Origin of the sequence: Thalassotalea hakodatensis, from assembly GCF_030295995.1 — a bacterium.
GTDB classification, from domain to species: domain Bacteria; phylum Pseudomonadota; class Gammaproteobacteria; order Enterobacterales; family Alteromonadaceae; genus Thalassotalea_C; species Thalassotalea_C hakodatensis.
This window is the reverse complement of sequence record NZ_AP027365.1, coordinates 1,464,459-1,491,055: the sequence shown is the minus strand read 5'-3', so window position 1 is coordinate 1,491,055 and position 26,597 is coordinate 1,464,459. Positions and strand designations below refer to the sequence as shown.

20 protein-coding genes are annotated in these 26,597 nt (G+C 39.2%); 6 read left to right on the top strand and 14 right to left on the bottom strand.

The features are described from left to right. Positions 1–26 precede the first annotated feature (26 nt). The 9 genes from QUE72_RS06520 to QUE72_RS06480 form a co-directional block, all read right to left on the bottom strand. Positions 27–947 (bottom strand): winged helix-turn-helix domain-containing protein, encoded by a 921-nt coding sequence (locus QUE72_RS06520; protein WP_286272301.1) that lies wholly within the window; start codon positions 945–947, stop codon positions 27–29. Between the two features lie 209 nt (positions 948–1,156). Further along, complete coding sequence (locus QUE72_RS06515; RefSeq protein WP_286272950.1) at positions 1,157–1,744, bottom strand: hypothetical protein; 588 nt, start codon at positions 1,742–1,744, stop codon at positions 1,157–1,159. A gap of 347 nt (positions 1,745–2,091) precedes the next feature. Next, the gene (locus QUE72_RS06510; RefSeq protein ID WP_286272299.1) at positions 2,092–4,155 is read right to left on the bottom strand and encodes an alpha/beta hydrolase family protein; all 2,064 of its coding nucleotides are present in this window, start codon (positions 4,153–4,155) and stop codon (positions 2,092–2,094) included. 49 nt (positions 4,156–4,204) lie between these two features. Next, positions 4,205–6,037 carry a hypothetical protein gene (locus QUE72_RS06505; RefSeq protein WP_286272298.1) on the bottom strand — a complete coding sequence of 611 codons (1,833 nt, stop codon included), beginning with the start codon at positions 6,035–6,037 and terminating at the stop codon, positions 4,205–4,207. Positions 6,038–6,046: 9 nt separating this feature from the next. After that, positions 6,047–6,949 carry an ABC transporter ATP-binding protein gene (locus tag QUE72_RS06500; RefSeq protein ID WP_286272297.1) on the bottom strand — a complete coding sequence of 301 codons (903 nt, stop codon included), beginning with the start codon at positions 6,947–6,949 and terminating at the stop codon, positions 6,047–6,049. Between the two features lie 18 nt (positions 6,950–6,967). Beyond that, positions 6,968–7,357, bottom strand: coding sequence for a GntR family transcriptional regulator (locus QUE72_RS06495; RefSeq protein ID WP_286272294.1), 390 nt, complete (start codon positions 7,355–7,357; stop codon positions 6,968–6,970). A gap of 797 nt (positions 7,358–8,154) precedes the next feature. After that, positions 8,155–10,188 (bottom strand): TonB-dependent receptor, encoded by a 2,034-nt coding sequence (locus tag QUE72_RS06490; protein WP_286272291.1) that lies wholly within the window; start codon positions 10,186–10,188, stop codon positions 8,155–8,157. Between the two features lie 108 nt (positions 10,189–10,296). Then, a complete protein-coding gene (locus QUE72_RS06485; protein WP_074498469.1) occupies positions 10,297–10,650 on the bottom strand; it encodes a hypothetical protein in 354 nt (117 codons plus the stop codon). Continuing rightward, positions 10,647–11,369 (bottom strand): DUF4198 domain-containing protein, encoded by a 723-nt coding sequence (locus tag QUE72_RS06480; protein ID WP_286272290.1) that lies wholly within the window; start codon positions 11,367–11,369, stop codon positions 10,647–10,649. The genes QUE72_RS06485 and QUE72_RS06480 overlap by 4 nt, the downstream gene beginning before the upstream one ends. Before the next feature lie 291 nt (positions 11,370–11,660). On the opposite strand from QUE72_RS06480, the gene QUE72_RS06475 reads away from it, so the two are divergent. Beyond that, positions 11,661–12,482 carry a DUF4198 domain-containing protein gene (locus QUE72_RS06475; protein ID WP_286272289.1) on the top strand — a complete coding sequence of 274 codons (822 nt, stop codon included), beginning with the start codon at positions 11,661–11,663 and terminating at the stop codon, positions 12,480–12,482. 106 nt (positions 12,483–12,588) lie between these two features. On the opposite strand, the gene QUE72_RS06470 is transcribed toward QUE72_RS06475, so the two are convergent. Continuing rightward, positions 12,589–13,302: an anti-sigma factor gene (locus QUE72_RS06470; protein ID WP_286272287.1), complete on the bottom strand. Its 714-nt coding sequence runs from the start codon at positions 13,300–13,302 to the stop codon at positions 12,589–12,591. Beyond that, positions 13,299–13,838: a sigma-70 family RNA polymerase sigma factor gene (locus QUE72_RS06465; RefSeq protein WP_074498472.1), complete on the bottom strand. Its 540-nt coding sequence runs from the start codon at positions 13,836–13,838 to the stop codon at positions 13,299–13,301. Before QUE72_RS06465 ends, QUE72_RS06470 begins: the two co-directional genes overlap by 4 nt. Before the next feature lie 364 nt (positions 13,839–14,202). Between QUE72_RS06465 and QUE72_RS06460 the strand changes: the two genes are divergently transcribed. Continuing rightward, complete coding sequence (locus QUE72_RS06460) at positions 14,203–15,795, top strand: DUF4331 domain-containing protein (RefSeq protein ID WP_074498473.1); 1,593 nt, start codon at positions 14,203–14,205, stop codon at positions 15,793–15,795. A 26-nt stretch (positions 15,796–15,821) separates the two neighbouring features. Then, positions 15,822–16,343, top strand: a complete 522-nt coding sequence (locus tag QUE72_RS06455) for an Ig-like domain-containing protein (protein WP_286272286.1) — start codon at positions 15,822–15,824, stop codon at positions 16,341–16,343. Positions 16,344–16,449: 106 nt separating this feature from the next. Here the strand turns inward: QUE72_RS06455 and QUE72_RS06450 are convergent, their stop codons facing one another. Further along, positions 16,450–17,334, bottom strand: coding sequence for a LysR family transcriptional regulator (locus QUE72_RS06450; RefSeq protein ID WP_286272284.1), 885 nt, complete (start codon positions 17,332–17,334; stop codon positions 16,450–16,452). Between the two features lie 418 nt (positions 17,335–17,752). On the opposite strand from QUE72_RS06450, the gene QUE72_RS06445 reads away from it, so the two are divergent. After that, on the top strand, positions 17,753–18,583 hold the full coding sequence (locus QUE72_RS06445) for a sulfite exporter TauE/SafE family protein (RefSeq protein ID WP_407704958.1): 831 nt from the start codon (positions 17,753–17,755) through the stop codon (positions 18,581–18,583). A gap of 107 nt (positions 18,584–18,690) precedes the next feature. On the opposite strand, the gene QUE72_RS06440 is transcribed toward QUE72_RS06445, so the two are convergent. Continuing rightward, complete coding sequence (locus QUE72_RS06440; protein ID WP_286272283.1) at positions 18,691–19,737, bottom strand: methionine synthase; 1,047 nt, start codon at positions 19,735–19,737, stop codon at positions 18,691–18,693. Between the two features lie 37 nt (positions 19,738–19,774). Continuing rightward, the gene (locus QUE72_RS06435) at positions 19,775–20,752 is read right to left on the bottom strand and encodes a DUF1852 domain-containing protein (protein ID WP_286272280.1); all 978 of its coding nucleotides are present in this window, start codon (positions 20,750–20,752) and stop codon (positions 19,775–19,777) included. An 824-nt stretch (positions 20,753–21,576) separates the two neighbouring features. Between QUE72_RS06435 and QUE72_RS06430 the strand changes: the two genes are divergently transcribed. Together QUE72_RS06430 and QUE72_RS06425 are read left to right on the top strand one after the other, a co-directional pair. Beyond that, on the top strand, positions 21,577–22,977 hold the full coding sequence (locus tag QUE72_RS06430; RefSeq protein ID WP_286272278.1) for a M20/M25/M40 family metallo-hydrolase: 1,401 nt from the start codon (positions 21,577–21,579) through the stop codon (positions 22,975–22,977). Positions 22,978–23,226: 249 nt separating this feature from the next. Next, on the top strand, positions 23,227–26,445 hold the full coding sequence (locus QUE72_RS06425; protein ID WP_286272277.1) for a S41 family peptidase: 3,219 nt from the start codon (positions 23,227–23,229) through the stop codon (positions 26,443–26,445). Positions 26,446–26,597: the final 152 nt, after the last annotated feature.

Here is a 26,597-nt window from a genome sequence, read left to right as displayed (position 1 = left end):
CGCGAGTTAATAAAGGTTATGAATGGTTATGCTGGGTTAGCAAGCGCCTTTAACACTGGCCAGATAGGGTCTTTAGCATATTCACGTTGCTGTTTATTTAAATACAATTTCCCAGATGACATTAACGATTCAATGCCACTCAATTGTGATTGTAATGCTTGAAGTAACGATGACGTTGATGACATAGAAAACGAACTAGTCCGTAATATTGTTGCGGTAGTTGGCTCTACTATGCTTAGCTTTATTGTCGTGTTGTTGTTTACTTCTATCACTTCAAAATAACTAATTAATGCAAGCCGATCTTTTCTTGCTTGTAATGGTAAGACTAACTCTTTTCGTTGGGTTGATAATATGAGTTGAAGACGCTGTTCTTCATTTGCTTGGCTAAGCAAATCATTCCATGTTTGGTAAATACTTAACGCATTCTCAGGCATTTCATTAAGAGGGGTATTACTCCATAGCGCAATCCGATTGTTACTTGTCGCTTTGTCATAATTCGTTGATTGAGTCACGAATATTAATATGATTATTGTCATTAACAGCGCCACAAACGTTATACCGAATACTTTTTTGTTTAACCGAGGAATTTTATCTGTGTGTACGTTGGGGCTCGGTTCAGGAACAAACGTTTGATCGATTGGCATGACCTCTTGCTCAATGAGTAATCGGTACCCTTCCCCCCTTACCGTTTGAATTGAAAGGCCTTTTATTGTTGATTGTTCTAGTGACTTTCGTAAAACAAATACTCGCTGTTTTAAAGTGTCAGGACTAATAACATTGTTAGGCCAAACACTTGTCATGAGCGTTTTATTTGATACAACGAGTTCTGGTGTTTGTGCCAGCGTGAACAGCAATTTAAAACTTAACGGATTTAAAGTCACTGATTGATTATCTTTAGTAACAAGGTATTTTATTTCGTCAAATTTTATCGTTTTACTCTCTGTCATGAGGGTTAAGTCATCCTAAAATAAAGCATATTATCTCTCTCACTAAAATTGTATCAGTTCGTCATCAGTGAGAATACAGTTAGTATTGCCCGTCCGGCTGTAGTGAAAACAGAGCATGAAAACAGAGTAAGCTTATGGTTACTCTGTACTTGTTGTCGTCATGAGCAATAAATACATACTGATATTTAAATCCCTATTTACCAACACGTTTATTTATCGCTATATCCCCATGGCGCGTCAGGTGGTGTAATAGGTTTTGTTAAATCGAAATCCACTCTAAATTCACGGCCTTCTCGAATCATGCGGTAGGTAAATTTTTCAGGATAAATAAACATTTGCCACGTATTACCATTTGATTGTGGTATGCCGTGTTTTACAAACATCTCTTTTGAATACTGATCAGCTGGAAAAGATTGCACTCGCTCCCAGCCTGCATCCAAGGTATGGCCGCCATACATGGTAGATTTATCATAAGTACCATCTGCTTGACGATGATCATGCTTTAGAGAAATGCCAGAGCCCGTTTTAGTTAAAATCCACGTACGGGAGGCATCGTTCCCTACATGAAATGGAATTTGCAGTTGACGATCAGTACATTTACGAACATGCATCACTAATTTTTTATTGGAAAAACTACTTCCATTAGCATTGTCGACGGTAACTTTTCCTTGATAGGCTTTGCCACAATGTTTTTTTATATGTTCAAAATAAGCATCTTGGGTCGAAATAGAGACTTCTGGCGCAGGCAAAATAACAGATTTTCTTTCAGTAACATTTACGTCTGCCTTACCGCCCATACTTACGCTTAAGGCAGTTCCACCAACAATAAAAAACGATAAAATAGATGTTCTCATGACAATTCTTTTCTCTAAATAATTGTTAACTACTGATGTTATCAGCTATCTGATAACAGACACAACACGGAACTATCACCGTAGATAAACGTACCGAGTCTGTATCTAATCACACTAAATTCAATATAGCTGTCACCATGGGCTTATAATCCATGGGAAAAGTTCCTGCACAACACGTAAACCTAGTTGTGATGACTATATTTATGAAGTTATTTGTGAGTACAAGGGCAAAATTAGCTAATTCTTTTTGTCATTATTCAACGAGGGTAGCCTTTAAAAGAGCATTTTTATTAAAGGCCTTTGTTGAGGGTAAAATATTGTTTGACCTCTTTTGTACTGAACGTTTCCATTTCCAATATATACTTTTGGTACGTTTTCTCGTTAGATTTATGTACCTGACCGCCTAAATGTTCAGCAAAGAAGTGCTCCATTAAATATGTCAGTGATAACCAAGTAGGTTCCCAATGAAATGAATGGTTCGCCTGTTTATCTATAAATAAGCTGACAGGTTTATTTGCCAGTTTTAGTGCCAGTGAAAAAGACTTAACATCTGATACCGGCACTTTAATGTCTTTAGCTCCTGCAGCAATAATTAACGGGGCTTTAATCGCCATTTTATGGGCGTCTGGCGATATTGAATAAAGTCGGTCCACTTCAGCTTGGTTTCTGTCGTCTATTAAAAAAACTCTGTCTTGATGAATTCGATCAAACCCTCTTTTCGGTTTGCTGCGCCCCATTTTTTTTCGTATTTTCTCTGAGTTAAAACTAGGCATCTGGGCTGGTGGCGCCGTTGCAAAACCTGCCTTAAAATAGTTTGGCTCAAATGCTAATGCCCCTAACACCGAAAAACCACCAAAAGAATGACCGAAGATACCTAGTTTATCTCTATTGCCAATACCTTTATCGAGTAAAGTCTCAATGCCATCAATAATGTCATTGTGAGTTTTCCCTTTACCGAAAGTTTTAGCGCCAGCTAGAATAAAGTCGACACCAAATCCCCAAGATGCTCTAAAGTTTGGCTGAAATACAATGTAGCCATTACTCACTAACAATTGAGTGATGACATCATATTCGCCCTTAAGTCGTTTCCAAGGTCCCCCATGAACAAAGGTAACTAATGGTGCAGATTTCAACGCTGTATTTTTTGGTAGCCACACATAGCTTTGAACTGATAGACCATCTCTAGCTTTGTATGTGAGTGGCATTGCTTCAATTAAATTATGCTCAGTGATTTTTGGAGATTTTTGCTCAACTAATTGAGTGATATTTTTCAGGTTATTCGTTTCAGGAAAGTAATAATAATAAGACGATAGTTGCATATTACCGCCAGTTACTTCGACCAACCATCGCGACATATCTTCATTAAGCTGTAGTTTTAAGTTCTTGCGTGGAAATAACAGTGTTAACTGTTTTAATGCTGATTGAACCGAGCTTATTGGGCTATAAAATTGTCTAAAATCTCCAAAAAAACTCGTATAAATGTGCTTACCATTTCGTACCAGAGTATGTTCCCTATCAGAGATACCTTTAGGATCAGCAAGTAGCAAGGACTCTTTCTTCGTTTCAACATCCAGAGATGCAAGCGCATCAATAGGTGATTGCGCGTTACTGTTAATGAATAATTTGCCGCTTTTTATGTCGACACCTTTTAAACTGCACCGTTTTATCATATCGCAAGTACGTAAACTTCGAGTTTTACCCTGTTCTTTGGCGAAAATTTCAATGCGATCATTAAAATGAAGCGAATAAAATAAGGTACCCTTTTGAGGATAGTGATAAAAGTTTCGAATTGTCTCAACTGACTCCAACAACAATATAGGTTTTTCCAAACGACCAAGACGGAATATCCGATGGGACTTTTCGTCATTTTCACTGTAATAAATAACATCTAACCTTGAGTCATACTTTTCAAACGTTTGATTTGTCGACTTGTCAAACTTCATAATTGTTGTTCTTTTATGAATGTCACTTAAAGAGAGCTCAACTATACTGGTATTAGTAACAACAAATAATGACTCACTTGAACGGTGCCAAACAGGAAGGATGATGTTTGGTGCGGTTAACAACTTAATCGTTTTATGCGTTTTTAAATCAAGAACCATCAAGTGGCGAAGTGATTTATTGTCTAGAGCATATATCCAGACGATTTTTTTACCGTCAGGTGAGAGAGTAACCTGATGACTACTAGGGCGTTGATAAAAATCTTCTAACAATGGCCGTTTAGCTTGTTTTTCTTCATCTTGATTCAACGCTTGAGTAGATAATTCAATCGCTACCACTTGATAAGGTGATAACCATAATACTGTGAATGAGGCGCACAAAAGCCTCACCCAAATAAATACTTGGTGATTCATGTTAGTTTTCCTATGTTTTAGTACAGTAATGACTGCACCTTAGGCCGTGTTATTGGGTGGTTATTACTGAATTATTGTCAATTGGCTTGTCTGGCCGCCAATCAGAAAAAAACCAACATGTTATTAATCCGGGTATTCCAGCCAATGTACTTCCAATAACCCAACAAACTTTTTCAGTCATCGACTTTGTTGAGCGCAACATTAACAATGTCGTTATTAACGCAACAAGAATCATCATGACAATGGAGGCGAGAAGTTGAGCTTGAGGAACATTTACGTTCAATCCTTTAACAAAATAAAATTTTGCATGACCATACACATAGGAAATAACAAAATCTCGATAAAACATCCAATCTGACCAGCCTTGCTTAAACGGCCGTGAAGCAATTTGAATTACATTGGCCTCATACGCAGCTTTATAGGTAACAGAATAACCGTCTTTAATATCTGCTGAACCTCTATCATAGGTATTATATTTGGTGGTTCCAATATTAATCGATATCAAGTGACCATCAAACAATTCAGCAAACGTGATATTTTTTACTGTGTCTATTGGAGTATTTAAAGGAATGGTTGCTGTTGGTTTCAAAACAACGCCGTCACTAAAAAACTGGTTTTTCATAAACATCTGAATTTCATTAGTAAGCAGTACAGCGACAAAATTAGATCCCACAAAAGGCGTATATTCAACTCGTTGGTTTTCTGTTATTGGTAATTTAACATCAAATACTTGTTCAGATTCGTTATATTGCATAAGAGCATTTGGAAGATATAAATACCCCTGACTAAAAAATGGTACGTAATCAAATTTCTCAGCTAATTCTAACGACTCAGCTCTGCCCCTTTTACCTAACCAACCAACAAAATCTCCGTTGCGATCAAATCCCGAAAACAACATAAATTGATGTGAATAACGCCAACTAATTTTATGCGTTTTATCAAAGAAGCTAGCACCACGATCATCCATAATTGGTTGATTTTCTATCATTTTAGGTAAAGCTTCACCGTTAATTGGTGAAAAATAAGAAAACGTAGATAATGATAATTCGTTTTGAAAGTTGGCATACTGATCTTGTTCTATTCCATTAATATTCCATAACATGCGTTGCTTATCATCCATAATAACGGCGTTTGAATAATAATTAACATCATCTTGTGGCGATAGATCGACTGTTCTCAATGAAGTACCAATGTGACCGATTTCAAATGTCGCTAAGCTAATTAATATAAATAAGCTGTATTGGGTCACCACGTTACTACACAGTGATGATATCGGTTTATGCAAATTTTTCTGCAAATCTTCTTTAAAAGTTGACCACGATAAGAGAAACAAAAGTAAAGTCACGAAAATTAATGGTGCAAACTGTTCAACACCTTTTACTTCAGCAGCCAACACATAGAATGGGATCAACACAATCACATAAGCGAGTTTTTTGGGATGCAAAGTAACAAAAACTCCTGCGAAGTAGAAACTCAGTGCAGTAAGCGTAATATAAGGAATTAATAAGAAGTGACGAGGTTCTACTAATATGGGTTGGTTTATATCAATAAGAAAAATATAAACAGTAAGTGGCACTAAAATGACCATTAAAAGTATAGCCAAAAACACTGAAGTTAACCCAGCATAAATTTTAAACATCGGCAGAGGTTTATGGATAAGATAAGTCCAATGGCTAGATTTTTTGTACAACAAAAACTGATTCACCCCTAGGGTAATAGCAAACAAACTTGGCACAATAATAAGCAAAATAAACGCTAATTCACTCATGGTGTACAATGGGCTTTTTGCATGTAATACAAAGAGCAATGCAACATAGATAACTGCACAAACTATGGTCAATTTTTTATATCGTAACCATTCACAATAAAATATCTGTTTCATCTTTTGTTCCTATAGCGCTTTTGATGCATGGTTTTGTGCCAAGATACTATTAATGGCTTTATCGAGGTTTACTGGGATCTTAAAAACATTGGATGCGCCAAGTTCCAATAAATGTTCTTTGTAAGAGTCGTTTTGATCTAGCACAACTAGTTGGTAGGAGTCATCTATACGGTTAATATTCAGCAAGCCTGGAAAATTCTCTTTATTTGGCATTTTCTCTTCAAAATCAACCATCCAAGCACTAACTCGTTCAACAAACTCATCAGGCGTTGAATGAAATCGAAGTGCTCCTTTCTCCATAATAAGTAAGTCATCAGCGACTCTTTCCACTTCATCCATCGAGTGCGAACAATAAACGATGCCGCACGAACTTAAATTTTGAATGCTAATTAATGCTTCTAGAAATGCGCGTTTAGCGACAACATCAAGCCCAAGAGTCGGCTCATCTAATAACAGTAATTTAGGCTGTTGCGCTAATGCCATTGCTAAATTAACACCCGCACGTTCTCCTCTAGAAAGTTCAGATATACGTTGTGTTTTAGCCACATTAAAAAAAGCAACAACATCGTTGTATACTGCATCATTCCAATTAACGTATAGCGCTTTGTGTATTGTTACCAATTTACCAACAGGCATCCAAAACGGTAAAGAGTGCTCTTCATTTACAAACCCTATATCGCCGCGTATTTTAGGGGATAAGAAATTTGTCGGCATACCCAACACTGTTGCGGTTCCATCCGATGGCGCAAGAACACCCAAAAGAATCTTAAATAACGTCGACTTACCGGCACCATTGCTTCCTACTATTGCCGTTGTTTTTCCGGCTTTAACCTTAATAGAAAGATTTTTGAGCGCATGTTTTTCTCCATAATATTTATTCAATTTATCCGTTTCAATGACGTATTTATTCATAGGACTGTTCCTGATTTATCATTTATCATTGATTCGATACAGCGTATTAAGCTCATTTTCAATCAACTCTAAAATTGTTTCTTGATCGATGTTCGTTCCCGCAATATCTGCAATAAAGTGACTAATCGCTTGTTTTACTTGTTGCATTTGCTCTTTCTCACTAGCGCTTCGTTCAGGAAACCTAGTGAATAACCCTAATCCAGTTTTAGCTTCGACCACACCTAATGCAGTAAGCTCTTTGTATGCCTTTGCCACAGTATTGGTATTGATCGCTAATTGAATCGCTAAACCACGTACACTGGGAAGCTTAGTGCCTGGAGGCAAATCACCTTTAACAATCTTAATATGAAGTTCATCGACAATCTGTTTGAAGAGAGGTCGTGAATCTCCGACAGTTATATTAATCATATTGAACGCCGAAATAAGTTTGCCTAAAGCGTACCACCTTAAGTAGTACACCACAACACGTGTACCACTTCAAGTGGTACACGTAAATTTTATATTTATTGCTTCTCTGAATAAAAACAAATCATTTATAAAACAGAGAGTTGTACCTTTATCAATAAATGTTACAAAGTGATAATACATAACCGGATCTCGGGATAACAACTTACTTTCTAACAGTTGTTTTCCTTATTACTGCATTAAATTTATTTGCAATAGACACGTAATTGACGCACAAATTTGCCTTGCACTAAGAAAAAACTCCGTGCTAGAACAGTGTGATAAATAAAAAGCAAACATTTAACACAGGCTAATTTTACATGTTCCTTAACTTGTGTAACCTAGGCTAGGTGCGGTGTGTATATTGATGAAGATAAAGCTGGTACGTTAGCTATCACATATGGTTTTTGCTCTGAACACCTGAGGATGTAGGCTCCCCATGTATTCATTGAATTTATCTACTTTATTGGTTAACTAGCTACACGTACTTTACCACTTAAACTTGATACGTTTTTCGGCGATTCGTCTAACTGCTAGAGTTCATGTCGTCATTTGATCACAACCACACTTTATTTAGCAACTGGTAAATAATCAAACTGTTGGTATTTATTTTAGTGGCGAATCAGGGGCTATAACGCAGTAAAAGAGCCGATATTCACCTCATGTAGATTGCTAACTACAACAATTTTCAATGAACCGCCAACCAAAAACACTATCGTTCTTGGTTGGCAATAATCAATCAAAAAAACTTAGCGGACCAATTAAAAGCTTAATTGAACCCCTGCGTATAACGCGCGAGGTGCACCTGGAGATGCTCCTAAGCCGTTGACCGTAGAGGCATATACTTCGTCAGTCACGTTATCAACCCTAACAAACACTTTACTAGATTCTCCTACATTAAGGTTATAGGTTAACAGAAGGTCTAATACGGTATAATCGTCTGCCGAGCTGCTATTTTCCGTATTGATAAAGTATTCGCCCATATACCTGAGCGTTGTATTAAATCTAAGCCTATCGCTTGGAAACCAATCAAGCATCAGCGTTGCAGTTTGTTCTGGCACTCCATTGACGGCTTTACCCAGTAAACCTCGGTTGAGGTTGCTATCAACCTCTGAGTCACTTTGCCCAAAAACACCCTTTACTTCGAATTGTTCGGATATTTTCCACCTTACACTGGCCTCTAAGCCTTTGCGGGTTGTTTGCCCAAAGTTGATAAATTCTCCTTGTGCAACTTCATTAATTTCATTAGAAGACTGAATATCATAAAGCGACACATCAAATTCAAGGTTTGCTGAAGGGAGAAAGAATAAACCCGCTTCATACTGCTTGATTTCGTTGACTTCAAGATCCTGTGCACCAGAGGCAAACTTGGCAAAGCCGCTAGCTAAAGCAAACCCTTCTGAGTAACTTGCTCTCAGCTGAAGACTATCAATAATATTATAATGAATACTTGCTTTAGGACTGACATTACTGACACTTTCTAACTCCTCGCATGGAGCGACTGCAGTTTCAGCTCCCAAGCGCTGGCAATCGCCATCAAACTGATCAGCTCGTAATCCCAGTGAGACGTTAATACTTTCGGTAACATTCAAATCTGCTTCTGCAAACACCGCGTTACTGGTAAGGGTAGATCTGCGATTGAAATCGGCTAAAGACACTCTTTTGCGATTGTCTAAATCTTCATAAAACTGAAAATCTGTTTCCTCATTAAAGTGCTCTAACCCTGCGACATAAGAGAACTCGAATGTGCCTAAACGAACAACACCATTTAGACTTGTACCTACACCATATACATCTCTGTCGTAAGTTTCTTCTCGTTGTCGCCAATTTTCAGCCTGCGCGCCGCCACGGCTAAACCATCGGGTAAACGTTTGTTGAGTAGTGTAGGCATAGGTCAAAAGTTTGGTGTCTTGGTTAATCACATAACCAACATCTGCTCTCGCCGTGCCAAATTCTTTTTCAGTGCCGTCATTTTTTACTCTGGGGTCAATGCCGTAGGGGTCTACGTCAAACTGCGCTAGCGTTGTATAGCCTGCAGAACTTGCCTTTGCATCGTGATAACGGCCAGACAAACCAAATTCAAGTTGCTCAGTTATCCTGTAGCGAGTTTGCCCCGATACAGTGCTTCTTCGTGCATCTGACTGCGGGCGAAACCCATCGGTAGTGAAGTGCTGAGCTGCAAAATTAACATTATGTTTTTCGTTCAGCTCATTGCCGACAGCCACCTGAGCATCGAAAGTATCAAATGCTCCCCCACTTATATCAATGTCGGTATAGTTACCAGAGCTTCGCGTTTCAAGTGCTAATAACCCACCCCGATTAAAGTTGCCATAAAGTGCTGAAATCGGCCCCTTGTAAACGGTCACTTGCTCAATCTCAAGCGGCACAACAACATTTAAATCTGCATATCCATCTGCATGAGAGTTGGCTTCATTAAGAGGGAGCCCGTCAATAACGACGCCTAAATCCCCGCCATGAGCACCGTCGCCAAAGCCCCTTATAATCGTTGAGCTTGCTACTCCGCCAAGACCATAATCCCTTATGCTGACACCTGGTACATCCTCTAACAGTTCATTAATGTCCTTCACCTGTTTTGAACGAATATCTTCTGTTGATATCTGAGTTGCTGAATTGGAAAAGTTAAGTCTATTTAACGCTTGTCCTTTGACCGTGATCACTTCAATTGTTTTTCGCGACTCTTTATTACTTAACTCGTTCTCGACGTTTGCCAATACCATCGTGCTCATGCCTGCCGATATTGATACCATCGCTAACGTCATTTTGTTTTTATTCATAACTGCTCCATTGTCATAATCGCTTAACGCCAGCTATTTTTTAGCTGGCTCTCTTTCAACGTAAAAAAAACAAAACGCCTAACTAAATGAATTAGATGCAACTAAATATTATTCACTAACGTTTGATCGAGACAACGTTGGCAGTACTACTTCTTCAGACACTAAATGGTCCTCTTCCCCTTCAAGCATGATGCGATATCGATGACCAGGAACGCCAACAAGCTTAAATTGACCATAATGATTACTTTGCAACGTAATCTTGTTAAAACTGGTATCCGTTAGATTCTCTATGCTGATATATTGCCTAAATGAACCGTCATCATGAGAAGTACTGATCTGCCCTTCTATCACTGAAGAGCTAAGCACTCTTACTTCTAAATCCAATTCATGGGCATATAGGTGCGTACTGTAAGAAAACAGAAGTACTATTAACGTGATCAAATTACCGACATTGATTTTCATTTCTTATCTCCTGTGTAAAACCCAAACAAGTATTCATAACTTAATTCAGTGTATTGTTCTTGTTGAACTTGGAATCGTTTACCTGCCCACAATTTATTGAAACCTGATTTAGGTACAAATTCAGCAATGCCCTCAGCGTTGGTTTCTATGTTGTCACCAATTTCCCCCTGACCAAGCTTAACCCCTGCTAAGGGTCTTCCTTTTAACAAAACCTTTACACGCATGACTTTTCCAGCTTCTGGTTGACTGTCTTCTAAAGGAATCACCTCAAATTCTTGGTCAAGTGATTTAAGTACAACTGGTGACCACTCAAGAACGGTTTTATGGTATTTTACGGCTTTAGTCGCTTGAGTTGCATGTGGTACTTGGTTCATGGGTTTGTTAACACTTTTACCCATTTTATCTTTACTCCATATTCCATTATCAAAGTAGATAGCGACTAGCGCGGTATTTGGCTGGATTTGCAATTGGCTAGCTTCACTTTTATCTGAGCGTGTTACGTTCAACGGCTTCCCTTTAGCATCAAACGCTGCTATTCGTTTTAACTTTTCCGGTTCATAGGCAACCTGTTTTCCACCATGTCCTCCGAACGATATATTATAAGTGTTCTTCTCTTTCGCGGGTTCAAGCCATACTGTATGTGCCATAGTTAAAGAACTATTTATAGCCAGTAGTAAGATCAACATACTTTTTATTCGATTTATTTTCCATTCAAACATAATTGCTCCATTTATAAGTTTTCATGACGTAATTGTTAGTACTCAGTAACCTATTTTTAGTACTTCTTCCTCACTGAATTAAACTAAACGTGCAACTAAGCTAAATAGATGCAAAGAGGTATGCTTAAATTTATTTTCTTGTTTATTCATAAATCTGGCATCCAATATACGGGGTGAGGAGTATGGTTCTCTGATACAAAACTTACGCATCCATCAAGATGTTAATCACCCTAAAATGTAACGGTGCGTTAAATTCACACATTACAAAAAATAGAGTTCTAAGGAGAGCCTATGCGATTTATCACTAAATTTACCCTAATTGGTCTGCTGTGCATCAACGTTACATTCAGTTATGCCCACGATTTTTGGTTAAGTCCAAACTCTTTTCAAGCGGACAAAGCCCCCGTTAAGATCCCTGTAAAATTTTTAGTCGGTCATGCTAACGATGTTGGCGCTTGGGCTTTAAGTTGGAATAAAATCGTCGCGCTCAGAACTTATAGCGATGGCGCCTATCAAGACCAGCTAGAAAATATAATCGTGAACAACGGCATAGTTAAAGGCTTAGCTAATGTAGCACTGGCAGAGGAAGGTACGCATGTTTTAGGTTTTGAAAGTTATCATAGCTTTAGTAGTTTAAAGGCCGATAAGTTTAATGACTACGCAAAAAATGAAGGTTTAGCGCTCATACTAGAAGATCGTAAACGCTTGAATCAGACACAAACTAGCGGTCGCGAGATTTATTCGCGAAAAGCTAAAGCCTTATTACAGGTGGGCAATAAATTCACCGACAATGCTACTGTCGCTATTGGTCACATGCTTGAAATTGTGCCGCTACGCAACCCCTATCAATTAGGAGATGATAAAATATTACCGGTAAACGTTATGTTTAGGGGGAAGCCACTTGAAAATGCCCTTGTTGATATTGCGCCACTTGCTGGAAGTAATATGGAAAAGCAAACCATGCGCACCAACGCTAAAGGGGAAGCGAGTTTTAAAATTGAAACGCAAGGTAGCTGGATAGTTAATGTTATTTGGAGTGTACCTAACACATACCGCAGCACAGCTGAATATGAAACATATTTTTCTAGCTTAACCTTTGGCTATGAGAAATAACTTAATCTTTCTATTTTGATAAAAAAGCGAGCCTTTACAAGGCTCGCTTTTTTTGATGTGAACACATTTGTCATGTGTTCACATCAACTAAGCGCTTTCCTACCCCCTATAATAAGGCCAACTGGGTAGTAAACAACACTTCTGTAGGTGCTCCTGTAGGACTGCCCCCTTTCGGTTCGATACTTACCGCCAACGCTGCAATTTCAACCTCGTCAAATACCCTCGGTTTAGGTAAAGTAAATGTGCCTTCCTGTTGCAATAAGCCGAGTGATATAGGCGCACCTCCTGATGCAGGAACAATCCATAGTTCATAATCATTTGCTGGACGTTTTGCCAAATTTTGCGTACTACGGATGAACAAGTTATCTTTACGTACATCTACTGACCACAACGTTTGTTGCTCAGCATTAGCAAACACAGCAACTGAGTTCGGCGATTTAAAATCGGTAGAAAACTGATAAAACATAACCGACAAGATAAAACTTGCTGCGACGGCAAGCCCGCTTATCACTTTCCAGCTCTTATTAGCGCTAGGTTGTTCTCTTATCTCATTTGATACTCGTGGATTAGTTAGATCATCGCTGTTGGATACAAAACCCAAACTAAGCTCAATTTTCTTCCACACTCTCGCGGGGGGTTCAATGGGCTTAATCGAAGTCGCCATCACATTTAATTGTGACTCCCAATATTGCACAGCGTCTTGTACCTTGGCATCCTTCACCTTCAACGATTCAAAGCGATGACGAGCAGGGCCCCGCAAGGTGCCTAACACATATTCAGATGCGAGCGAAGAGAGTAATTCTGATTGAGTATAATTCATAAGCTTAAACACCTCTCTAAGGCCTGAAGGCCTCGTCTGATCCAGCTTTTAATCGTACCTAGTGGCTTCTCCATGTGTGTCACCACTTCGCCATGAGAGCAACCATTAAAATAAGCCAAATGAATCGCTTGGCGCTGCAAACTATCTAATTCACCCATACAACGGTTGAGCTTACCTGACTCAATGTCAGTTTCAGGTTCTGCTTCATCAGAATGATATGAAGCCATGCCTTCTAAATCATCAACACCTTCTTCCTTTCGTACTTTGCGATACCGTAAAATATCCAGAGCACGATAGCGTACGATACTGATTATCCAAGTAAGTACTGTTCCTTTACCTTCCGTATATTGGCTTGCGTTGTACCAAATTCTTACAAACGCTTCTTGCGTAGCTTCCTCTGCCAATTCAGGCTTTGCTAGCATTTTTAATGCAACCGCATACATCTGCCCACTGGTTTTGTTATAAATCGCTTCAAACGCCGAACGGTCGTTGCGAGCAACTTTAAGCAAAAGTGGCAATAACTCTTCATGTTCCATTTTTTTTCCCATTGTTTACTTATTTCAATATTCAACTATCCAAACGGCTCAGCCTTGAAATTGGATGCAATCAAAAGTAAAGGGTAAGAAGTGCAAAACTTTTGAAATTCATTTTAATTATTTTAGACTTTAGTATAGGGACTTTTTTTGATTTGTCTTGTTCCGATCAACAACTAAAACTAAAGGCCAACAATAGTAACTATTCAAGTGTTCACAATTAAAATAAGATCAATTGTTGTCACCTCAGGTAGTCGAGTAATTTTCTAAGGTAAACAAGTCTTAAAAAAATTTTAATTTTTATGCATCCAGTTGCTTTCCTCGCTCGTTTGGCTTGAGGTAATTTAAACGAAAAGGAAAGCAAACTATGAAAAAAGCACATCTATCACTAATAATACCAGCCTTATGCTGTGTAGCCATTAGTAGTACCATACAAGCATCTAGCCACCGTGAAGCACCAAATATTACTCGCTTCCCTACCGTCGACTCTACCGACTTTTACGCTTTTAATAGCTATGAAGAAGGCCGTGGAGACTACGTGACTATGATTGCAAACTATATTCCTTTGCAAGATGCTTACGGCGGTCCAAATTATTTCCCCATGGATCCAGAAGCTATCTATAGCATTCATATAGATACTGACGGCGATGCCGTTGAAGATATTACCTTTGCCTTTGACTTTGAACGCAGCCTCGCAAACAATAATCAAGGAGTGAAGTTAACTGTTGGTCCGGAAGGAAATCAGCGTTCAGTGGGCGTGCCACTCGTTAATATTGGCCCTGTGTCGGCCACAGATCAAAACAGCGCAAATTTTGCTGAATCATACACATTAACAATGATTGAAGGCGATACTCGCAGCGGTACACACACACCCATCAGCAATGCAACTAGCGGCGGTGAAAGTTTTAGTAAGCCTCTGGATTACATTGGTAATAAAACATTTTCTAATATGGCAGGATATCAGGACTACGCCAATAGCTTCGTGTATGACATTTCCATACCTGGCTGTAGCACCATGGGCCGTGTGTTTGTAGGTCAGCGTAAAGACCCATTTGTGGTCAACCTAGGCGAAACTTTCGATCTAGTGAACTATGTACCAGTAGAAGGTGATAGCGCACCAGGTGCTAATGATAACGGCGGTTTTCCCGGCGGCATTACACAAGATGCAGGTAATGATGATTTGGCCAATAAAAACGTAACGAGCATTGCTATTGAAGTACCTAAGGCATGCATAACAGGTGACGGCAACGGCACTATTGGAAGCTGGACCACCGCAAGCCTTCCGCAAGCGCGCGTGCTAAATCCGAATGCGACATTTGATAAACCAGAAGTTACTGGCGGTGCCATGACACAGGTTTCGCGTTTAGGCTCACCTCTGGTCAACGAATTAGTTATTGGTATTGAAGATAAAGATAAGTTCTCAAGCGCACATCCGATGAATGATGGGCAGTTTGCGGATTATGTCACGCACCCCGCATTGCCTGAGTTGCTGAACATTTTGTTTAAAGACCCCGTAAATGCGACGTTAGGAACAGACTTTGCAACGCTTGCGCCAACTAACTTCCCAAGAACAGATTTAGTCACTGCCTTTCTAACGGGTGTTGAAGGTGTAAACCAGCTTTCTACGGTAACTCCATCTGAAATGTTAAGACTAAACACTGGTATTCCTGCCACACCGCAATCAGAGCAATCTGCCTTTGGTGTTGCTGGTAATGACTTAGCTGGGTTTCCGAACGGTCGTCGCCCTGGTGATGATGTAGTAGATATTGCCCTTCGCGTAGCTATGGGGGCTTTATGTCACCCTATTCCAGTAAACGGAGAATCAACAAATCTTGGCTTATGTGCCCCAGAAGATGCTGTTGTAGGTAACGTGCCTTTTACCGATGGTGCCCCCTTAAATGCCAACATGATGGATGCAACATTCCCATACTTAGCAACGCCTAAAGCGGGCTCTGAATAAGCATACAATTAATGAAGGAATCAAACATGAATAAAATAAATGTATATCGTCTAAAACTGTTTGCTTTATCGTCGGTGGTGATAAGTTTGAGCGCTTGTTTGGATAGCGACAATGACGGTAAGGTTGTTATTGAGCCAAACGTACCACCAGTTGCAAATGACGCTAATTTAGCGACACAAACTGAAACAAACATTGTTGATAATTTGCCTGCTAGCGATGCTAATGGTGACCCACTGACCTATGAGATCAGCAGCGATCCAATGCTTGGTACCGTTGGTGTGACCTCAGATGGGACCTTTACTTACATCCCATTTGCCGAGCAAACAGGCTCTGACAGTTTTAGTTACACGGTGAGTGATGGTATTGCAAGCCCGGTCAGTGGAACTATCAATATCACAATCGAAGCCTTACAAGTTTCGTTTAGCCAATTCAGCCGCGACGCCTTTAATCAGGCTTCAACAGATATTCCACTGTCGGTTAATGGCAGAGAGTTTATCCAAGATGTGGCGAACCAAAGCGATTATCAAGACCTGATAGACGCTAATTAAATCTGCAAGCCAAGGATGGCTTGCTTTCACGCTTTTTTTGTTTTTCCATTATGTAAGTAACCTGAATGGCTATCACGTTTAGACCTTCTTAAACTGACTTAACTGATCATGCTGTATTTTTCGCATGAGTAATAAAATCGCTCAAGTAATCAATATGTTGTTCATCATTACGAATACCAACAAAGATCTGTTTATTGATACCCTGCTGACCAAAGCGAAGACTTTTGATCGGCATTGCATTTGAGTACTCATCAACCAGCCAACCAGGTAAGGCGCAAATTCCACGACCAGCAGCGACCATCTGTAACATAATCTCAGTGGTTTCAATCGTTTTGTGTTTTTTTACTGAACACTTAGCTGGATTAAGAAATTGACTAAAAATATCAAGTCTCATTGGTTCAACAGGATAACTAAAGAGAACTTCTTTAGTTAGTTGTTCAGGTAGTACATATGCTTGATTCGCCAGATCATGAGATTCAGAAACAACCAACCTATGCTCATAATTAAACACGGGAATATAGTCTATTTTTGGTTTATATAATGGATCTGGCGTTATTAATACATCAATTTCATAACTAAGTAATGCGCCCAATGCACCAAATTGAAATTCTTGCCTGACGTCCATATCAATGTCTGGCCAGTGTTCTAAATAAGGTTGAATAACCCTGAGTAACCATTGATAACAAGGGTGACACTCCATTCCAATGCGTAACGAACCCATTTCACCTTTTGCAATTTGCTTGAGTAATAATTCCGTATGGGAAAACTGAGGCAGCATTCTATTAGCAAGAATTTGAATATGCTCACCTGCTGCTGTAAGCCGTAAACTCCGCCCATCTTTCTGCCAGATAGATGTACCAATTTGTCCTTCTAATTTTTTAATACTATGGCTCAATGCAGACTGCGTTAAATGTAATGAACTAGCCGCCTTAGTTAGCGTACCATGTGTTTTTATGGCGGTAAGTATTTCTAAATGGATCCTTTCTAACATGTTATTGGTCCTGTTCACTTTATCATGAGTGGAATTCATTAATTCATGAAATTATATCATTTATACTCATCAAATAAGGTTCGATACAATACCTCGAATAAAACGAATTAGCCACTAGAGCGTGTTGATCTTTGCTGTTTAAGTTTTGTTCAAATTACACGCCTTCTGATCGCGGCACTTGGATTATTGCATAGTCATTCAATGGTTAATTCAAGTAACAAAGAGCAGGAGGCGTTTAGTTGAACTCTTCGGGCTGTATCTGTTTGGCATTTCTACTGTGTTAACGCTTGACTGGAGTAGAATAACTACACAGCGCAAGTGTTGCCTTGTATAAATACCAAACAAATTGCGGCAAAAGTAAACATGAAAGATCAACACGCTTTAATCCCCCTTCACTTATACATTAGAGCAGTTACTAATGAATTACATTGAGTTTATATTGAATAATATCCCTACATTTTCAGCATTGGTTGCCACCGGCATATTCGCTGGAATGTTAGCAGGTTTGTTAGGTGTAGGTGGCGGCATAGTGATTGTGCCAGTACTTTATTTTTTATTTCAAAGCCTTGGTGTTTCTGCTGAATCTGCAATGCTCGTTGCTACCGCAACATCTTTAGCTACCATCGTGCCCACTTCAATTAGCTCAATTCGTTCTCATCATCGACAAGGTAACGTTGATGTGGTGCTATTAAAACGCTGGTCAGTTTGTATTCTTGTAGGTGTGTTAGTGGGCAGTTGGCTAGTCACTCGCGTAGATGGCACCATATTAACCTTATTATTTGGCTTGATAGCAACAATGTCAGCACTTAATATGTTGTTTAGAACAGGTAAATCAACGATATATAAAGCATTACCTAATATCGTAGGACAAACCGTCATGGGCACATCTATCGGCTTTTTCAGTGCAATGGTGGGCATTGGCGGCGGCACGATTTCAGTACCATTGCTTACCCTTTTTAACTATCCCGCTCACAAAGCTGTTGGCACTGCAGCAGCAATTGGGTTAATCATTTCGCTACCTGGCGCGATAACCATGCTTACTCTAGGTAGCACACCAACTGACGCACCTGTTGGTACTTATGGTTTAGTTAACCTAATTGGGTTTATTTTTATTGTGCCATTAACGGTCTTGTTTGCCCCTATTGGAGCAGCTTTTGCAGCAAAATTAGATGCAGTAAAACTAAAAAAGGTCTTTGCCATTGTATTACTCATAACGGGTTTAAGAATGCTAGCGCAGCTTTTTTTATAAAGGCACTTTTATTTTTTAATATTGGTTTGATACATACGCATCAAACCAATAAACCTATTCAATACTCGCCAATTTACTGAAGGTATTAAAATACAACTATGTTAATTTTATAGGTTAACGATTTCTTGACGAACTATCGCTGCTCCTGCACTTAACGCATTCAATTTACCGCGTGCAATTTCTCGTGATAAAGGTGCCATACCACAGTTTGTGCATGGGTAAAGCTTGTCTGCATCAACATATTGTAATGCCTTTCTTAACGTATCAGCGACTTGTTCCGGTGTTTCAATGGTATTCGTGGCGACATCAATTGCCCCTACCATAACTTTTTTACCGCGGATCAATTCAAGCAGCTCAATTGGCACATGAGAGTTATGGCATTCTAACGAAATAATATCGATTTTCGATTCTTGCAATCGTGGAAATATCGCTTCGTATTGTCGCCATTCCGAGCCCAATGTTTTCTTCCAATCGGTGTTGGCCTTAATACCGTAGCCATAACAAATATGAACTGCTGTTTCACATTTTAAACCTTGAACTGCTCTTTCTAAACACGCAATTCCCCATTTGTTCACTTCATCAAAAAACACATTAAACGCAGGTTCATCAAATTGAATAATATCAACCCCAGCAGCCTCTAACTCTCTGGCTTCTTCATTAAGAATTTTAGCAAATTCCCATGCCAGCTTTTCACGGCTTTTGTAGTGGTCATCAAACAAGGTGTCGATCATTGTCATAGGGCCTGGTAGCGCCCACTTTATCGGTTGATTAGTTTGTGTTCGTAGTGTCTTTGCATCCTCCACAAAAACTGATTTAGTACGTGAAACTGGACCAATAACCGTAGGTACGCTCGCATTATAACGATCACGTATCTTAACCGTTTTACGGTTTTCAAAATCTACGCCATTAAGATGTTCAATAAAGGTAGTCACAAAATGTTGACGCGTTTGTTCGCCATCACTAACAATGTCAATTCCCGCCTGTTGCTGCTCATGCAATGACACTCGTAGTGCATCACATTTACCGTCAATTAAAGCTTTACCTTGTAGCTTCCAAGGAGACCAAAGCGCCTCAGGTTCTGCAAGCCATGACGGTTTAGGTAAACTGCCAGCCGTAGACGTGGGTAATAATGTGTTAACGTTAGTATTGTTCATAATAGTACTGCTTTACCTTTTGTGTCGCTAAAATCAATTAAAGTGCGTATTTAGCAGACCACTGCTCAAGTACGGTTTGATAAGGCTTAATAAAATTCTCTTCAGCAAACTTACCTTGCTTTATTGCTAATTCACTGCGTTCTTCTCGGTCATACACTATTTGGGTAAGTGAATGATCTACGTTATTTAAGTTTGGTTGATAGCAATTTCCCGCAACGGCATTGGCATTATAAATTTCAGGTCGATAAATCTTTTGAAACGTTTCCATTGTGCTAATAGTGCTTATTAGTTCAAGGTTGCTGTAGTCGTTAAGCAAGTCACCAAAAAAATAAAACGCTAACGGTGCGACACTATTAGGTGGCATAAAATATCGAACCTGCAAGCCCATCTTTTTGAAGTATTGCTCAGTTAATGAGGACTCGTTTGGCTGATATTCAACACCCAAAACCGGATGTTGATTGTCTGTACGGTAGTAGGTTTTATTATCAGATACACTTAAACAAATAACAGGCAACTTTTTAAAGTGCTGCTTATAAGCATTTGAATGAACAAAATATTGAAAAAGTTTGCCGTGTAATTCACCAAAATTTTCAGGAACACTAAATTGTGATTGTCCTTTATTATGCTCACCAAGCAATACACTAAAATCATAATCGCGCACATAAGAAGAAAAGTTATTACCTACGATTCCTTCAATACGTTCATCCGTTTTATGATCAACGATATTAGTTTTCAGAATTTCAATGGATGGAAATGCGTCGCCATCACCGTTGATATCCATATCGATTGAAATAATGTCAAGCTCGACCGAGTAACGATCTGCTTTTGGATTATCCCAAAATGCCAACGCATTAAAGCTATTATTGATCATCTTCAACGCGTTACGTAAATTTTGCTGGCGGCTTTCACCTCTTGCCAGATTAGCAAAGTTGGTTGTAATACGTGTATTGTCTGAAGGATGATAATTTTCATCAAGACAAATATTCTTTATGTTAAATGTAAAATCTTTACTCATGGTGATTTGATAACCCATTTCCTGTAATAAACCAAAACAAACTGCTTGCTTGTTACGCTTCCCGAAGTTGTCTGCATCGTGGAATATCCATCATTACTTAGGTAACCCTGTCAATGTTGGTAGCGCTAAGCTCATATGTGATTTATACGTGCGTCTTACTATGAATAAAAATGGTATTTTCTCATAAATACATGAATATAATTCATCACTATGATTTACAACTCTATAAAAGGTTCAAAGAAATCACGTTAATGGTCGCAGCTATTTTCAAGGCAGCGTTTAAAGTTTTACCAATGTGCTATTGCTAGTATTGTTGTGGTAGTCACTGTAATAAGTTTTTCACCATTTTCATTCAATATGCCATGTCCAAAAATGCAGCAATTACACGTAATAGCACAATGAAGCAAACAAGCGCTTGATGTCAGGAGCAGTCAATAATTTGTTTTTTTGATCTGTCTTCAAATCAAGAGTGCTCCTCATTTACAAAACCTATATCGCCGCGAAGCTTATGGGGTTATGAATGTGACGGTGTACCTAAAACATTGCTACGCCATCCGAAGGTACGATAATGCCCAATAAAATCTTATATAGCGTTGATTTTCCAGCACCATTACTGTCTGCAATACAGCGCCAATACCGCAAATTCCCCCTGCTATGACTAGAAGGCTTAATTACTGTGCCACTAGCTTGAGGCATACTGAAAGATAAATAGGTTTTTTATTACTGAAGACTTGTGTGAATATAACGATAAAATAGCGTAGAATTAACTTTTTACGCTCACAAACTAATAACTTATAACTTATAACAATATCACTGGAGAATTCATGCAACAATTGAAACGCCTTACTTTTGGCGCTGTGCTAAGCATTTTTAGTGTGCAATTATTGGCGACACAATCCCCAATAACTGATGATCAAAAACAAACCGCAACACAACTCATGCAAACCGCTATCAAAAGCGATTTAGGCATGGAAATTGTCACTTCTCTGACCACAGAAATTGGCCCTCGCTTAGGCGGCTCTGAAGCAGAAAAGCGGGCGAGAGACTGGGGGCTTAAATTAGGGCAAGATTTAGGTTTTGATAAGGCTTGGATTGAAGAGTTCACTATGCCGTTCTGGGATAGAGGCCACTTACATATATCGCTTACATCCCCTTACCAACAAGATTTATACGGTACGGCTTTAGGTGGTGCTGCACCTACTAAAGAAAGTATTAATGCTGATGTTGTATATTTTAGAGATATTCACGCATTAAAAGCAGTGAAAGATAATAGCTTGAACGGTAAAATTGTGTTTGTTGATGGCGATATGATGGTAAAAAGCCAAACTGGCGCCGGTTATGGTCAAGCGAATCAACGCCGAAGAATAGGCTGGCAACATGCTGAACGTGGTGGTGCAAGTGCCTTAGTTGTTCGCTCTGTTGGCTCAGATTCACACCGATTTCCTCATTCGGGAATGATGAGTTCAGATGGTGATAAATGGGCAAGTATTCCAGTGATTGCAATTTCAAACCCTGATGCTGATCACCTTCGCCGTTTACACAACTTAGATAAACCCTTAACTATATCGCTTCATTCAGAATCAAAATGGAAAGGTGATGTGAGCAGTGGTAACGTCATTTTAGATCTAGTTGGTAGTGAGAAACCAGAAGAGATAGTTCTCATTGGTGGCCATTTAGATAGTTGGGATCTCGGTACTGGTGCCGTAGATGACGGTGCTGGTATTGCTATTACCACCGCTGCTGCAGCGCTTATTGCAAAGCTACCTAAGCGTCCTAAACGTACCATTCGAGTGGTTATGTTTGGCGCAGAAGAAGTCGGCCTACTCGGCGCATTTTCCTATGCTAAACAGCATGAAGCTAATTTGAAAAATCATGTAGTAGCAACAGAATCAGATTTCGGTGCACAAACTATTTGGCAACTGGTGTCAAACGTCAACCCAAAAGCTACCCTGTTAATGGATGATATTGCTAAAATCTTATCACCTTTGGGTATTATTAGAGGGGGTTCAAACGTACCAGGTGGCGGCCCAGATATCATCCCGCTTGCCGCTAAAGGTGTACCTACTATTCGTTTAAGTCAAAACGGAGGAGATTACTTTGATTTACATCATACACCAGACGATACGCTTGATAAAATTAACCCTGATGAATTAGCCCAAAACATTGCAGCATATGCAGCTAGCATATATTTGATTGCCGATTCAGACGTAGAACTGAAACCATAACATTTAGTTAGCGGGCGGCACCTTAGCCGCCCGCTAACTTACAAAAAGTATTAGCATCAGTACATTTTACGAACATTAAAATAAGTACCCTCCACGGTAAAACGCTTTTATACCAATTGCAAAATAACCGTCGCAGCTTTCTTACACCTTATCGAATGCTCATTGGCATAGTCACTGTATTTGTTATAACATCACATCAAAATAACAAAAAATAAAACAACTCCTCCAGTTGCTCAAGGAATATCAATAATGCGCTATAAAAAATATGCATTGTCGGCTTTGGCAATCTTTGCCACTGCCGCAACAGCCGTAGAAAAAGAACAGGAATGGTTCCTGCACAGTAGTATTTCACCCGACAGTAAAACTATCGCATTTTCATACAAAGGAGATATCTACACTGTTCCTACAAATGGTGGAACGGCTAGACCGTTAACTATTCATAGTGATTGGGATGGACACCCTATTTGGTCTAGTGATGGCAAAAACATCGCCTTTGCCAGTGATCGAAGTGGTAACTTAGATGTTTATATCATGCCTGAAAATGGCGGCAAGGCCAAACGACTCACCTATCATTCGGCTAATGATATTCCACAAGATTTCACGAAAAATAATAAAGAAGTGCTATTCACCTCTAGCCGTATAGACTCAAAAGACTCAACGATATTCCCCACGACTCGCTTAACAGAAAGCTATACCGTTTCCGTTGATGGTGCAACACCAAAAATGCTTGCTACGGTTCCGGCGTCTGAGCTTCAATTTTCACCTAACGGCGATCAAGTACTTTATCGTGATGAAAAATCTTATGAAAACCAATTTAGAAAGCACGATGTTTCAGCATTTGCCCGAGATATTTGGTTACACGATCTAAACTCTGGGAAACATCAGCAGTTAACGACTTTTAAAGGCGGTGACCATAACCCAGTCTGGAAAAATAATGATACCTTTTATTACACCTCAGAAGAAAAGTCAGACGTGTTTAATGTTTGGCAATCAAGCTTAAATGGTAGTAACAAAAAGCAAATCACCAAATTTAAACAACACCCTGTACGTAGCTTATCAACCAGTGATAACGGTACCCTGGCCTTTGTTCATCACGGCAACATCTACACCAATAAAAACGGTTCTTTAAAACATGTAAAAATAACCATTGCCAACGATGTACAAGAAGATGAATTACTGCCTGTTTCGTTAGGTGGAAAAATTACAGAATACGCGGTTTCACCCGACGGTAAGGAAGTGGCATTTATTGCCCGGGGTGAAGTTTTTGTTGCTAGTACAGAATTTAAAACAACTCGTGCAATAACCAATACCCCTCAACAAGAGCGTTCTGTATCTTTCCATAAAGATGGTAAAACGCTTTTATATGCAGCAGAGCGTGATGACAACTGGGGCTTATATGAAACGACCATTGAAAACGAGTCAGAGCCCTACTTTTTTGCGGCAACAACATTAACAGAAAAAACAGTGTATTTAGCCGATACCGATAGTTTTCAGCCGGTATATTCACCAAACGGTAAAAAAATAGCCTTTTTGTCAAACCGTGACGAAATCCAAATTATTAACCGTGAAACCAAAAAAGTCAATGTAGCGTTAAGTAAAGAAAACAATTATTCGTATGCCGATGGAGATATTTCATTTGCTTGGGCACCAGATAGTTATTGGATGACAGCAAACTTTGCTCCACGTGGCCGATTGTTTATTAAAAATGTTGGCATTTTCCCATCAGATGGTTCAGCAAAACCGAAAGACATCAGTCTATCTGGTTACAACGATGGTTCGCCTACTTGGCATACAGATGGTAATGCCGTTTTGTGGTGGAGCGCTCGTTTTGGTCAACGAGACCATGGCAGTTGGGGGCGCGAAGGTGATGTGTTAGCAGCATTTTTAACGCAAGATAGCTATGACAAATTTCGTATGTCTAAAGAAGAATACGAATTACAAAAAGAACTAGAAGACAAGCAAGCAAAGGATAAAAAAGACGAAGAAAAGGCTGTTGATAAAACCAAATCAAAAGCACCTGTAGAAATCGACTGGGAAAATATCGAACGTCGCACTGTTCGTCTTACTGTACACTCATCACATTTAGGCCAAGCCTACCTGACTAAAGATGCTAAAGAGTTATATTACTTAGCGCGCTTTGAAAAAGGCTTTGATTTATGGCGTCAATCAATTAAAGATAAAAAGACGGAATTAGTCGCCAAGCTCAATGCCCGTTCTGTGAATATGTCGTTTAGTGAAGATGAAAAAAACCTTTTTATCCTTGCCGATGGTCAATTAAAGCAAGGTAAAGTCGGTAAAAAAATCACATTAAAATCAATTAAAGTTAATCCTGTTATGCAACTTAAAACTGTTGCAGAGCGAGAATTCATGTTTGACCACAGCTGGCGTGTCATTAAAGATAAATTTTATCGAAGCGATTATCATGGCATCGATTGGGATGATATTGGTAAATCTTATCGTAAGAAGCTAACTTCAATTGGTCATGGTCGAGATTTTGCCAACATGTTTGCTGAAATGACCGGCGAATTGAATGCGTCACACATTGGCTCATCTTACCGACCTAAATCTACGAGCACCAATGATAAAACCGGTCGTTTAGGGCTATTTTTTAATGATGATAATGGCTTACTGGTTGAAGAAGTACTCGCTAATGGTCCTTTCGATAATGCCGAAAGTAAAGTCAAGCTGGGTGTCAAATTAACCGCAGTAAATGGCGTTGAATTAACCAAAAACCAAAACCTATATCAGTTACTTAATCATACAACAGGTAGACGAGTAAGGTTCACCTTTGAAGACGCTAAAGGTAGTCATTTTGATGAAGTAATAAAGCCTGTATCAGCAAGAAAAGTAAGTAATTTATTATATGATCGTTGGGTGACATCACGTGAAGCATTAGTCAAGAAACTATCAAATGGACGTTTGGCTTATGTACATGTTCGAGGCATGAATGACCCTAGTTTTAGAGCCGTATATTCTAGTTTGTTAGGCAAACATTTTGATAAGGAAGCTGTGGTTGTTGATACTCGTTTTAATGGTGGTGGCTGGTTACACAACGACTTAGCGAAGCTACTTAGCGGTAATGAATATTTCACCATGCATGTACGAGGCCGCCAATATGCTGGTGACCCTTTTGATCAATGGAATAAGCCTTCTGTATTATTAATTAACGAAGGAAATTATAGCGACGCTCATGCTTTTGCTTACACCTATGATGAATTAGGCTTAGGTGAAATGGTAGGCATGCCTGTACCAGGAACGATGACTGCAGTTTGGTGGGAAACGGGTATTTCAGGTGATTTTCGTGCTGGGGTACCTCAAGTTGGTATGAAAGATACAAAAGGAAAATACCTAGAAAACAATCAAACTATGCCAGATCACATGGTTAAGAATGATCCTGAATCTTCATCAAAAGGTCAAGATAAGCAAATAGAGAAAGCCGTTGAAGTATTACTTAAAAAACTGAAGTAATCTCCTTCCTTTTGACCATGTTTATCATAAAAAATCCGCGTATATCGCGGATTTTTTTATGCTTCGAATACCATGAGAGTTAACAGACTTGATGATGTTAAATCAGCAAGACTCACAACTATTAAATATTTAATACCACAAACGATATAAAA

Excerpts from the sequence above, each read along its gene's own strand:
- QUE72_RS06510 (WP_286272299.1), bottom strand. The coding sequence starts at position 4,155 with ATGAATCACCAAGTATTTATTTGGGTGAGGCTTTTGTGCGCCTCATTC.
- QUE72_RS06450 (WP_286272284.1), bottom strand. The coding sequence starts at position 17,334 with ATGTTAGAAAGGATCCATTTAGAAATACTTACCGCCATAAAAACACAT.
- QUE72_RS06515 (WP_286272950.1), bottom strand. The coding sequence starts at position 1,744 with ATGGGCGGTAAGGCAGACGTAAATGTTACTGAAAGAAAATCTGTTATT.
- QUE72_RS06460 (WP_074498473.1), top strand. The coding sequence starts at position 14,203 with ATGAAAAAAGCACATCTATCACTAATAATACCAGCCTTATGCTGTGTA.
- QUE72_RS06470 (WP_286272287.1), bottom strand. The coding sequence starts at position 13,302 with ATGAATTATACTCAATCAGAATTACTCTCTTCGCTCGCATCTGAATAT.
- QUE72_RS06425 (WP_286272277.1), top strand. The coding sequence starts at position 23,227 with ATGCGCTATAAAAAATATGCATTGTCGGCTTTGGCAATCTTTGCCACT.
- QUE72_RS06490 (WP_286272291.1), bottom strand. The coding sequence starts at position 10,188 with ATGAATAAAAACAAAATGACGTTAGCGATGGTATCAATATCGGCAGGC.
- QUE72_RS06440 (WP_286272283.1), bottom strand. The coding sequence starts at position 19,737 with ATGAACAATACTAACGTTAACACATTATTACCCACGTCTACGGCTGGC.
- QUE72_RS06475 (WP_286272289.1), top strand. The coding sequence starts at position 11,661 with ATGCGATTTATCACTAAATTTACCCTAATTGGTCTGCTGTGCATCAAC.
- QUE72_RS06455 (WP_286272286.1), top strand. The coding sequence starts at position 15,822 with ATGAATAAAATAAATGTATATCGTCTAAAACTGTTTGCTTTATCGTCG.
- QUE72_RS06505 (WP_286272298.1), bottom strand. The coding sequence starts at position 6,037 with ATGAAACAGATATTTTATTGTGAATGGTTACGATATAAAAAATTGACC.
- QUE72_RS06495 (WP_286272294.1), bottom strand. The coding sequence starts at position 7,357 with ATGATTAATATAACTGTCGGAGATTCACGACCTCTCTTCAAACAGATT.
- QUE72_RS06485 (WP_074498469.1), bottom strand. The coding sequence starts at position 10,650 with ATGAAAATCAATGTCGGTAATTTGATCACGTTAATAGTACTTCTGTTT.
- QUE72_RS06480 (WP_286272290.1), bottom strand. The coding sequence starts at position 11,369 with ATGTTTGAATGGAAAATAAATCGAATAAAAAGTATGTTGATCTTACTA.
- QUE72_RS06500 (WP_286272297.1), bottom strand. The coding sequence starts at position 6,949 with ATGAATAAATACGTCATTGAAACGGATAAATTGAATAAATATTATGGA.
- QUE72_RS06430 (WP_286272278.1), top strand. The coding sequence starts at position 21,577 with ATGCAACAATTGAAACGCCTTACTTTTGGCGCTGTGCTAAGCATTTTT.
- QUE72_RS06520 (WP_286272301.1), bottom strand. The coding sequence starts at position 947 with ATGACAGAGAGTAAAACGATAAAATTTGACGAAATAAAATACCTTGTT.
- QUE72_RS06465 (WP_074498472.1), bottom strand. The coding sequence starts at position 13,838 with ATGGAACATGAAGAGTTATTGCCACTTTTGCTTAAAGTTGCTCGCAAC.
- QUE72_RS06435 (WP_286272280.1), bottom strand. The coding sequence starts at position 20,752 with ATGAGTAAAGATTTTACATTTAACATAAAGAATATTTGTCTTGATGAA.
- QUE72_RS06445 (WP_407704958.1), top strand. The coding sequence starts at position 17,753 with ATGAATTACATTGAGTTTATATTGAATAATATCCCTACATTTTCAGCA.